This is a genomic window from Sellimonas catena (assembly GCF_027924685.1).
GTDB lineage: Bacteria > Bacillota > Clostridia > Lachnospirales > Lachnospiraceae > Sellimonas > Sellimonas catena.
In genome coordinates, this window is sequence record NZ_BSBO01000061.1 from 1 (window position 1) to 8,333 (window position 8,333).

Genomic DNA, 8,333 nt, shown 5'->3' on the forward strand with positions numbered 1-8,333 from the left:
GCCTCCGGTTTTAATTGTTTTTTGGTCAATTCAATTATATCAAACCAGATGGTTTCATGCTATTTTATTGCCAGAACTTATTGAATTTTCAAGGTGCATAGGCACTTATTCAAGTGCGAAGTTTGAGATTTTAATTTTAACGTTCTCGATCTGGAAAAGAGCCTGAAATTCTATGAAGAGGCTCTGGGTTTGAAAGAGGTAAGGAGAAAGGAAGCCGAAGACGGAAGCTTTATCCTTGTTTACCTCGGAGACGGCAAGAGTTCCTTTACGCTTGAGTTGACCTGGCTGAAAGAAAGAACAGAAAAATACGATCTGGGAGAGGAAGAATTCCACCTTGCTTTCACAACAGATCATTACGAAGAAGCATACCGGAAACATAAAGAAATGGGAGTGATCCTGTTTGAAAATCCGGAGATGGGTATCTATTTTATCGGAGATCCGGACGGATACTGGATCGAGATTGTTCCGGCGTAAAGTTATTATCCCTTTAGAGTGAACATCCGGAAATCTCTTTTGCAGATGATCTCCGGATGTTCACTTTTCAGTATGATGCAATGTCATACCCTTTAGTATTCTCTGCTCAACAGAAAATCTGCCAAATGAACAATTTTTACCCCGTTAATATTTCCTGTGGCGAGTTCGTCCAGTGTTACCACATATTTAGGATAATGGTCTTTGATTTCAAGTAGGTTAGAAACCTCCCGGTCAGATTCTTCAGGCAGTCTGCGGCATACTTGCACATAAATACGTTCATCTCTTTGGACTGCAACAAAATCAATTTCTTTTGTTCCATTTTTTCCAATATATACATGATATCCTCTTCGGCGTAATTCAAAGTACACAATGTTTTCCAGCATGGTCGCAATTGATTTGGGATTAAATCCCATGATACAATATTTTAGAGAAGGATCGGCCAAATAGAATTTTTCTTGTGTTTTCAATACAGATTTTCCTTGCAAGTCATATCGCTGACATCGGTAAATGACAAACGCTTTCTCAAGCCAGCTCAGATAGTTATAAACGGCTTCAACAGACAGGGAGCGTCCCTCGCTTTTCAGAAACTTTGCAATGGCATTCGCCGAAAAAGTCTTGCCGACAATGTGCATGCAAAAGCAGGAAATTACAATCACGCACTTTCAAAGACAAGTTCGCCTCTGATTGCTACTTTTGATGCGGACATGATCCCTAGAAAAGAATTTCTTATGGAGACGGTTCCTTATTTTCTGCAGAACAAAGAAAAAGTTGGGCTGATTCAGACACCGCAGAGCTTTTATAATCAGGATTTATTTCAGTTTAACCTGTATTCGGAAAGAGACATTCCAAACGAGCAGGATTTTTTCTCGAGGGAGATCAATATTTTAAGAAACTCTTCCAATTCCGCTGCTTATACCGGCAGCAATACGGTAATCTCAAGAAAAGCGCTGGAAGAAATCGGTGGATTTCCATATGGAACAATTACAGAAGATTTTGAGACAAGCATACGACTGCAAAAGGCGGGATACATTACATATGCGACGTCAAAAGTACTGGCATCCGGACTTTCTACCACAACGGTAAAAAGTATGATCCGGCAGAGAATCCGCTGGGCCAGGGGCGTCATCCAGAGTATACGAAATACCAATGCTGTGTTTACAAGGAAATTATCCCTTGCCGGAAATCTTTCCTATCTCAATGCGTATTTTTACTGGTGGTCATTCTTTAACAGAATGATCTTTATTTTGGCTCCGATCCTGTTTGCATTATTTGATTTCCAGTTGGCGAGATGCGGCTTCTGGGAACTGATGATTTTCTGGCTTCCATCTCATTTATGCTCCAGCATGTCCATGCGCTACCTGAGTACCAACATCAGAAACATGCGGTGGAGTCAGATCATAGACACGATTCTTGCACCTTATCTTATATTTCCGGTGCTTTTGGAGTCTATTGGAATTCAGCAGAAGACATTTAAGGTAACAGAGAAGAGAAAGACAAGTAACAAAACTACCTCTTTCTGGTATATCCTTCCACATGGAGCGTTGATCGTATTGAGCATCGCAGCGATTATCCGCTATGTGAAAGGGAAGTACGGAATGGCACTTTTATTCAGCAGTGTTATCTTGTTTTGGCTTTTATACAATCTGATCGCACTGACCTACGCAGTATTTTTTATGCTTGGCAGAGATTCCAAACGCAAATTTGAAAGAATCATGGCAAAAGAGAACGTAAAAATCTATGTTCACGGGAATTGGCAGGAAGGAGAAACCTTTGATGTCTCAGAAAATGGAATTGCCTTCCTGCTGGACAAATACATTCCGATGGAAAAAGGAGAGGAATTTCTGATTGTTGTTCAGGGCAATGATTATCATGCAGATCTGAAGGCGGAATTCGTGTATGTAAAACAGACGCCAGAAGCGTTTTATTATGCGGCAACAGTGACTCCAAAAGAGGAAACATCGTTCCAAAACTGGATGCAGATCATTCATGACAGAGAGCATTCCCTCCCGAAAGAGATGGATCCGTGGATGACCGTATGCATGACTGTTTGTTTATCGCTGATCCCGTATGTGGTCTGGAATCTCTACGTCCGCTGTCGGTTTTCCGGGATTGAACAGAAATTCCAGCTGGCTTTTGGAAAACAAGAAAGCTTAGCGGTATCCAAAGAGCAGTACGGACAGATTACAGAGGAATTTGTAAAAGCTGCGTTTTCTATATCTAACAGAGCTATTTTGGCATTTTTTCTATGTAATATTGCCGCTGTCCTGGCTGTACTGTTCGTCCGGATTTTTCTGAAAAAGCAATGGAAACTTGGAAGAGTACTGATTGTGGTTGACCTTATGGCGATTCTGTATCATATAGGGATTCTTGGACTTTACCTTTTTTCTATGCCGGAGGAAGAAGCGGTTCGCCTGGCCGGATTTGACCGGTATGCGTGCAGCATCATGGTGCTGGTGGAAGGCCTGCTTTTTATGCAGGCGACCATCGATATGGAACATTCTTTTGCCGTGCGGATCGAGGGCAACGGAACCTATCGTGCGTTTTCTTCTCCTGCGGCAAAGCGGCGTTATCAGTACATGGTGCTGGCGACCATGATGATCGGAGTCAATTTTCTGTACTCAGAAATCAATGGCCTTCTCTACATTCAGAGTAACTATTCTCAGTCTCTGGCCGGCAGAATGGAAACACTGGCGGGTGACCGGTGGCAGGAAGAAGAGGATCAACGGAAATATTTTGTGGCGGCTTCTGACCGCGAAGGCCAGGTTTCAAACGGGGAAGTTTACTATGTGAGCAGATACTTTTTAAACGCGCCGAATGTGGAGGTGACAGAGCGGCTGGATGCGGGTAATATGGATGAAATAAAAAAAGAATACGATGTTCTTATCATTCTGGATGAAAGTGCGGTGCACAGTGGAACAGCTGATGTAAAAAATGCTGTATGGAACAGAAGTGGGGTATACCCGCTGAAAGATAATTAGCATTAAGTGATCCAGGGCAAAGAGTTTAAAACTCTATATAGGCAAATATCAGCCTGCTTATGCTGTTAAATTTTCTACGAAAAATTTCGGCTTTGAAGATGGGAAATTCCGATTTTTAAGAAGGTTAAAAAGAATCCCACGTTTATCAAATAGATATCAGGTAAACGTGGGAGGTGGACATGACATTAAGATGGTAATAGGGTTAAAGTATATAAAAACCTTCTTCGCCAAATACGTCGTCAAAAGGGTCATCTTCGTTCAGAAAATAGTCCATATCCAGAAGATCATCCAAGTAAGATCATTTTTTACGTCGGGTAAAAATGGAGCCATACACGTTTCTGCCGTGTTTCCCCTCGAATACCACAGCCAGCACCTGCTGTCCCTGCTCGGCACGCTTATAGTCGCCATAGCTACAGATCACCTTCTGGATCCGTGTGCCGGTATCCGGGAAGATTACATCCAGATAGTAGGTCCGGCCGTTGGTGTTTCCACTTCTTGCAGGGGACGGCCATTTTCCGTTAACGATGCCGTATTGGGTATGAGTGATGGAAGCGTGCTTCGGGATCCGGCTGTGGAGAGTGAGTCCACCCACCAGCCAGAAGATCAGGGTGCCGACTGCCAGACCCACAACGTCTTTTGTACTGGACTGCCCGAGGGAAACCAGGTAGAGGCTGATCCCCTGGAATGCAAGGCCCATGAAGAAGGCAAACCAGCCTGCAACGGTGGATGTCCCGTTCAGGTTCTTTTTCAGATTCTGGATCACTTCCACCTCACTTTCATAGAGCGTCCTTTTGTGCAGCTCCTCCGGACGGATGTTACGGTAGCGGGGATCGTGTTTTGGGATATGTGGTTTCAATGATTCATCCCTCCTTTGATTTTTTTGTTATAGTATAACAAAGTTTGTCAGAAACGTAAAATTTCAGAATCCATTTTTGGAACTTTCTCACATTGAACTCCTGTCAGCTGGAATTTATAATTAAGAATGTAGTTGTCTAACAATATGGAATAACAGGAGGAAACTAGGAATGAGAACAAAAGGCAGGAAATTTCTGCCCCTTCTTTTGCTGTCATTCATTATGACTGCAGCCTGTATGCCGACCGTGGCACTGGCAAAGTCCAAGACGTGACAGCAGAGATCACAGCAGAAGTTTCCAAGGACAAGACTTCAGCAGAAGTCACCGTGCATTTGCAGAACACCGGGAATGAGCCGGTCAGCAAGGTACGGATTCAGGGCGTCCTTCCAGAAGGCCTCAGCCTGGAAGAGGGGGACACACTGACCAAAGAAGAGGAAACGCTGGCACCGGGTTCAGAAACCGCACTTCAGTACACAGTGAAAGCAGCAAAAACACAGGACAACGGCGGATCCCAAGACAGTGGGGATCGGGAAGAATCCAACCAGAATGGCGGAGACAAGAACCCATCCCCAAATCCAGACCAGAATGACAATGGCGGAAACCCATCCAAGGGAGGAGACAAGACAACTACCCCTTCTTCCGAGGATGCAGATGCCGTTGACACCGGGGACTCCGCAAATCCGGTCATTTTCATTGTCGTATGCGTGGCAGGAGCAGGCGTGATCCTGATCGTCTGCATCCGGAAGAAAAAGGAAAAGGTCTTCTTTCCCTGCTCTTAGTAGCAGCCCTGGTAGGACCATACGTCATCGGTGTGCTTCCAGTGAAGGCGGCAGATTCCAGACAGGGCGGACTGCAGGTTGCAGCAGACGTAGCGCTGGGGGACAAATCATACACCCTGACTGCAGATATCAGCTATTCCCTTCCGGAGACAGTAGCTCCTTCCGGAGCAGTACTGACAAGGGCACAATGGATTGATGAACTGCTGGCAGCGGTCAATGCACCGGAAACGGAAGTGGTATATGACAACGAAACACTGCCGTTTACAGATATCGACAGCCATGCAAAGAAAAACCAGATCCTGCTTGCATATGCGAACCAGCTTCTTCCGGAAATGGGAACAGAATTCCGTCCGGATGCACCGGCAGACCGTGAGTTTGCGGCTTATACCGCAGTGAAGGCACTGGGATTCCAGCCAGTAAAGGACATCGCGTGTGCCGATGCAGCAGCCATCACCTACAAGCAGGAGGTGGAAACGGCGGTTGCAATGGAACTGTTCCAGCTGACAGACGAAGCTTTCCGTCCAGCAGAGGAACTGACACAGGCAGAAGCAGATGCGGCACTTTCTAAGGTGCGGGAAATCGCAAACGTGGAAACTCCGGAGGAAAATACCGGAGAGGTGGTTTATGACGAGGATGCTATCATCATCCCGGAAGATGCAGAGTATACGATGGACGGGACAACCATCACCTTTACATCCGGCGGGGATATGATAGCAGAGGGCAGCATCTTTATCCTGCCGGACCAGACCCCTTACAAAGCGGTCACTGTCCAGAAAACGGATGGGGCGGTTGTTGTGGAAACAGCGGAGCCGGATATCCAGGAAACACTGGATGAGATTACTGCATCCGGAACCGCAACAGCGGATATGTCCGGATTCATTCCGGCAGAGGGCGTGACATTTACGGAAGCAGCACCGGCCATGGCAAAAGCAGCCAGGGTGAATGTTGTGGACGTGGAAGGTTCCCTTGCAGCACCAGGAAAAGTCAACTTCAAAATCCACAAGAAGATCGGAAAAGGGGAACTGTATGGTAATGTTGCCATTAACCTCCCGAAAATCAAATACAAAGCGGATGTGGATCTTGGATGGGGCGGATTTAACATAAAAGATGTTTACTTGAAATTCCCATTGACAATCGAAGCTACCGGCGGATATGAGGTCAAGAAAGACGGCGGGTCTTATGTTCCGGATGATTATATCCTGAATGGCGGATTGCTGGAACTTGGAAAACTTCCGATTGCCGGAATCCCTGGTGTCACAATTTATGCCCAGATTGGCATCAAGTATGAGATCAGCGGCAAGATTGAAGTTGTCTGCAATATTGACGGTGAAACCGGCGTCCAGGTATTAAATAACCGCTTGCGGAAAGTGGATTCCCTGGAAGCAGATGTGGACTTCAAAGCACTGGCCGGCTCTGCAAAAATCGGGCCGAGCCTTTCCGGACTTTTGGAAGTCTGCAAGCGCTGGGATTTGATTGATTTTGGCGTTTCTGCAGGCCCGGAAGCCAGCGGGGAACTGGTTATCCGCAATACCGATTTGATGTGCATTGATGCAAGTGTCTTCCTGTACGGGGAACTTTCGGCCCTGGATGAAGGCGTAATCGGTGACTGGCTGGATATTGGCTATACCTGGGAATTCTGGAAGAAAGAAAACAGCCCGTTGAAAGCGAACTGGCACTTTGAAAACTTCTCACGGGTAGACCACTGTACATATGAAGAGGAAACCGGAAAGATCGTCGGCAGGGTGGCTGACGCAGCAGACCGGAATACATCCATTACAGGTGCTACCATTACCGCATATCAGGGCGACAGCACGACTGCAGCAGGAAGCACCCAAGCAGGGCAGGACGGCGGATTTGAACTGTCCCTTCCGGCAGGAGATTACAAGATCAAGGTGACGGCAGCCGGATACCAGAGTTTTGAATGTGATGTGACGGTAGAAAAGGACAAGGAAAACTACACGGAAGTGCTGCTGATGATCGACGAGCAGTATGAGGGTGTGACCGGTTCGGCACGGGGACGCATTACAAACGCAGTGACAGGCGAAGGAATCCATGGGGCAACACTTACGCTTCGGAGAGGCTGGAACAAGACGTCCGGCGATGTCGTTGCGACAACAGAAACAAACGAATACGGGGACTACCGGATCGAGATGGCTTCCGGCAACTACACCGCAACCATCGAACGGGATGGCTATGTAACGGTAACGAAGAACATCGTAGTATTCCCAATGGATCTTGGTATGCAGAATGCATCCATGAACCCGAACGGGGAAGATCTGGAAGCAGCAAACCTTCGTGTGGTACTGACCTGGGGAGAAACCCCGTCAGACCTGGATTCCCATCTGCTGGGACCAACTGCAGACGGATCCGATTACTTCCACATTTATTATGGCAACAAGAGACATAACGAAGATTCTGTAAGGATTGCAGATCTGGATGTGGATGACATTACTTCTTACGGACCGGAAACGACCAGCCTGTATCAGAAGAATGAATCCGGAACATACAGCTTTTATGTTCATGACTATTCCAATGGTGGAAACTCTGACAGTACGGCAATGTCTCAGTCCGGGGCCATCGTGGAAGTATACCTGGACGGACAGCTTTACAAAGCGTATCCGGTACCGACAGGAAAAACAGGTGTGAACTGGCACGTATTCGATTACGATGCAGCAACGAATACCATTACCGATGTCAACCAGTTTACGGAAGACATTACCTACCAGCCGAATGCAAACGCAAGGATGGCTGCTATTCCAGTTCCTATGGACGAAACAAAATAGGACAGAAATTGACACAGAAGAGAGGCTTGACTTGAGCCTCTCTTTTTCTACGAAAATTTTCGGAACCGGGTGCCGGTATCCGGGAACAAGATGTCAAGGTAGTAGGAACGGCCGTTGCCACAGAAAAACTTTACCAGCGGCGGATCAGCAATATGGAATGGTATCTGGATGTTGATCCGTTAGATTGACATGGCATTCTCCTTTTAGTACAATTTATACGGATTCGTAATTTCTCCATCGCAGATACCATGGAGGATACTATGAATAATGAAGTTTTTTTGTAATAGAAAGTATGGAGTTTGGGCATTTAGAAACGATAGAAGTAGAGGTGGACGAAAATGTTAGTGTATAATTATTATTGGCAAAAATAGGAATTTTTCCTAAATAAAAAGGGAAGCAGAGAAAATCCCTACTTCCCAATCATACAGTTTTTCTTTATGATGTTAGTTGCAAAATAAAACACGT

At 46.0% G+C, this 8,333-nt stretch carries 5 protein-coding genes and 1 pseudogene; 4 read left to right on the top strand and 2 right to left on the bottom strand.

Annotated elements, in window-relative coordinates; genetic code table 11:
• Positions 1 to 129: 129 nt before the first annotated feature.
• Positions 130 to 474 (top strand): annotated as a pseudogene (locus tag Selli1_RS17530) (VOC family protein); the annotation flags it as partial.
• A 92-nt stretch (positions 475 to 566) separates the two neighbouring features.
• Here the strand turns inward: Selli1_RS17530 and Selli1_RS17535 are convergent.
• Positions 567 to 1,106, bottom strand: a complete 540-nt coding sequence (locus Selli1_RS17535) for an ATP-binding protein (RefSeq protein WP_330677633.1) — start codon at positions 1,104 to 1,106, stop codon at positions 567 to 569.
• On the opposite strand from Selli1_RS17535, the gene Selli1_RS17540 reads away from it, so the two are divergent.
• A complete protein-coding gene (locus tag Selli1_RS17540) occupies positions 1,101 to 3,452 on the top strand; it encodes a glycosyltransferase family 2 protein (RefSeq protein ID WP_182466512.1) in 2,352 nt (783 codons plus the stop codon). The two genes, Selli1_RS17535 and Selli1_RS17540, sit on opposite strands and share 6 nt — an antisense overlap.
• Before the next feature lie 298 nt (positions 3,453 to 3,750).
• Here the strand turns inward: Selli1_RS17540 and Selli1_RS17545 are convergent, their stop codons facing one another.
• Positions 3,751 to 4,308: a hypothetical protein gene (locus tag Selli1_RS17545; RefSeq protein ID WP_118636277.1), complete on the bottom strand. Its 558-nt coding sequence runs from the start codon at positions 4,306 to 4,308 to the stop codon at positions 3,751 to 3,753.
• 267 nt (positions 4,309 to 4,575) lie between these two features.
• Here Selli1_RS17545 and Selli1_RS17550 point away from each other — a divergent pair, with 267 nt between their 5' ends.
• Both Selli1_RS17550 and Selli1_RS17555 read left to right on the top strand, forming a co-directional pair.
• Positions 4,576 to 5,085 carry a hypothetical protein gene (locus Selli1_RS17550; RefSeq protein WP_281844848.1) on the top strand — a complete coding sequence of 170 codons (510 nt, stop codon included), beginning with the start codon at positions 4,576 to 4,578 and terminating at the stop codon, positions 5,083 to 5,085.
• A complete protein-coding gene (locus Selli1_RS17555; RefSeq protein WP_281844849.1) occupies positions 5,007 to 7,868 on the top strand; it encodes a carboxypeptidase regulatory-like domain-containing protein in 2,862 nt (953 codons plus the stop codon). Before Selli1_RS17550 ends, Selli1_RS17555 begins: the two co-directional genes overlap by 79 nt.
• Positions 7,869 to 8,333: the final 465 nt, after the last annotated feature.

Coding starts and splice junctions, on each gene's coding strand:
- Selli1_RS17535 (WP_330677633.1), bottom strand. CDS start 1,106: ATGCACATTGTCGGCAAGACTTTTTCGGCGAATGCCATTGCAAAGTTT.
- Selli1_RS17555 (WP_281844849.1), top strand. CDS start 5,007: ATGCGTGGCAGGAGCAGGCGTGATCCTGATCGTCTGCATCCGGAAGAA.